The 2,739-nt window shown below is 55.7% G+C and carries 1 protein-coding gene; it reads left to right on the top strand.

What is annotated here, in order from left to right; genetic code table 11:
• Window positions 1-351 precede the first annotated feature (351 nt).
• Window positions 352-2,739, top strand: a 2,388-nt coding sequence (locus R6V78_RS00365) for a PAS domain S-box protein (RefSeq protein ID WP_410287329.1), incomplete at its 3' end; no start/stop codon positions are given.

Here is a 2,739-nt window from a genome sequence, read left to right as displayed (position 1 = left end):
GCAAGATCTGATTTCCTCGTCACTGCCGGATTCCGACCCATCGCTTTGCGACCCGCCAGGCTCCTTGTCCTGATCTGATTCTATGATATGGTATTGAAATATAATTTAATAATTCCTTCACTGAGCCCGGATCAGCCCGGTCGGAGGGATGCGGTTCTGGGTTGTTTTGGATTGCATTTCCCTTACGGTCCGGCAACGCCTTATGTGTAGGGTTTGGATGCCGGGCGTCGATGGGTTGCGGATGTTGCGGGTGGGGATGAACCCTACCCCTACGGCAAATGGGCAGCTATCGCTTTTAAATCGTTCACGTTTTAGCAGTGAAATGACGGATACCCAAAGAGGCAGCGCGACATGACCCTCCAAAACGACGACAAACGCGTGGAGCAGTCCCTCCGCAAAAGCCAAGCCACCATTACCAAGAAACTCCAGGCCATTCTCGAAGCGGAAGGCGACATCGGTGTTCTGAATCTCGGCGATATTATCGATTCTTTGGCCTTGCAGGCCATGATGGACGACTTCTACCGGCTCACGCGGATCGGTTGCGCCATAGTGGATCTCGCCGGACAGGTCCTGGTGGCCGTCGGCTGGCAGGATGTCTGCACCCGTTTTCACCGGGTGCATCCCGAAAGCCTGAAAAATTGCACGGAAAGTGACATTTTTCTGTCCAACGGGGTGCCGGCGGGAACCTTCAAGGCCTACCGGTGCAAAAACAACATGTGGGACATCGCCACGCCCATCAAGGTGGGTGGCCGGCATCTGGGCAATCTTTTCCTGGGGCAGTTTTTCTTTGCCGACGAAGTCCCCGACGATGCGCTCTTTCGCAGCCAGGCCCGCCAGTATGGCTTCGACGAAGAAACCTACCTGGACGCCCTGCACCGCGTACCGCGGTGGAGTCGGGAAACCATCGACGCGGTCATGTCTTTTTACGCCAAGTTGGCAGGGATGATCTCCTCTTTGGGATACAGCACGGTGCGGCTCGCCCGCGCCATGGCCCAACAGGAGGCGGCGTTCGACCAGCTTGCCCGTAGTGAGGAAAAGTACCGGCGCATTACCGAGAACATTTCCGATGTGGTCTGGATTGCCGATTTAAACTTGAAAACGACCTATGTGAGCCCATCGATCGAACGCCTGGTGGGAGAACCGGACACGGCGCACCTCCAAAGGACCATGGAAGAAAAGTTACCCCCGGATTCGCTGAACCGGCTCTACGCCGTTTTGGCCGAGGAACTTGAACGGGAAAAAGATCCGGATTGCGACAAAAAACGTTCGCGCCTAATCGAAGTGCAACATTATCGGGCTGATGGCAGCCTCATTTGGATTGCCATTCACGTATCGGCGGTGAGGGATGAAGCCGGAAACCTATCCGGGCTCCAGGGCGTGGTGCGCGACATCACCGACAGCAAGCGGATGGAAGAAGCCCTGCGCGCCAGCGAGGAGCGCTTCCGCCTGCTTTCGGATCTCACCATGGAAGGTGTGCTCATCCATCGGCATGGGATCGTGAAAGATTTGAATGCCTCCTTGGCCAAGATCCTCGGTTATGAGCGGGCGGAATTGCTCGGCAAGAACATTTTGGAGCTTGCCATTTATCCGGACGATAAATGTATCGCCAGAGCCAACATTGTTAAAGATTACGCCGAACCGTATATCGTCCGGGCCGTCAAAAAGGATGGAAGCGTTTTTTACGCCGAACTCGAAGCACGCAATTTTCAGTTGAAAGACGAAGTTCTGCGCGTGGCGGCGGTGCGGGACGTGACCGACCGGATGGCGACCCAAGAGGCTCTGCGGCGCAGCGAGGAACGCTATCGGGATCTGTTCGAAAACGTTTCCGACTTTCTGTATTTTCACGATCTGGATGGCAACTTCATTGAAACGAATTTGGCCTTGAAACACGCTCATGGATATAGCCCCGAAGAGTTCGAGAAGATCAGTGTTAGAAGTTTGATGCCAGAAGAAGTGAGGCCCGAATTCGATGATTATTTGCAGCGAATCGTGGAAAATGGAGCAGATGAGGGACTGTTTCCGGTGGTTCACAAAGATGGCAGCGTCATCATCACCGAGTATAAGAACCTGCTCGTTCGAGATTCTGAAGGAAAACCTGTTGGTGTCCGAGGTTCGGCCAGAGATATTACCGCCAAACTCAAAGCGGAGAAGAAAAATCGCCAACTGGAAGCCAAACTGCACCAGGCCCAGAAAATGGAGGCCATGGGCCGCATGGCCGGGGCCGTGGCGCACCACTTCAACAACCAGCTTGCCGTGGTGCAGGGCAACCTGGAACTGGCCATGGAAGATCTGCCGGCCCGGGAAGCGACACGTGCTTTGCTTAGCGAAGCCATGCAAGCGGCCAATCGGTCCTCGGAAATCAGCACGCTCATGTTGACTTATCTTGGCCAGAGTGGGGTCAAAGGGGAGCCCCTGGATCTTTCCGATGTCTGTCGACAGCATGAACCATCGCTGCGGGAAACGCTGCCCGACGGCGTTGCCCTTGAAACCGATTTCGCAGACCTTGGCCCGGTCGTGCGCGGTGCCGCCCATCAGATCCATCAAGTGCTGACCCATTTGATCGCCAACGCTTGCGAAGCCATCGGCGACCGCGGCGGTAAGGTCACCCTGACGACAAGAGTCATTCCGGCCACCGAGATTCCGAAATCCCAAGTGGCGCAGGCGGATTGGCAACCCGCGACAGACAGCTACGCCTGCCTGGAAGTGGTGGATACCGGGTGCGGGATCACGTCGGACAAT

It is taken from the genome of Desulfosarcina sp., assembly GCF_046496365.1.
Classification (GTDB): Bacteria; Desulfobacterota; Desulfobacteria; order Desulfobacterales; family Desulfosarcinaceae; genus Desulfosarcina.
This window is presented reverse-complemented; position numbering and strand designations above follow the sequence as displayed.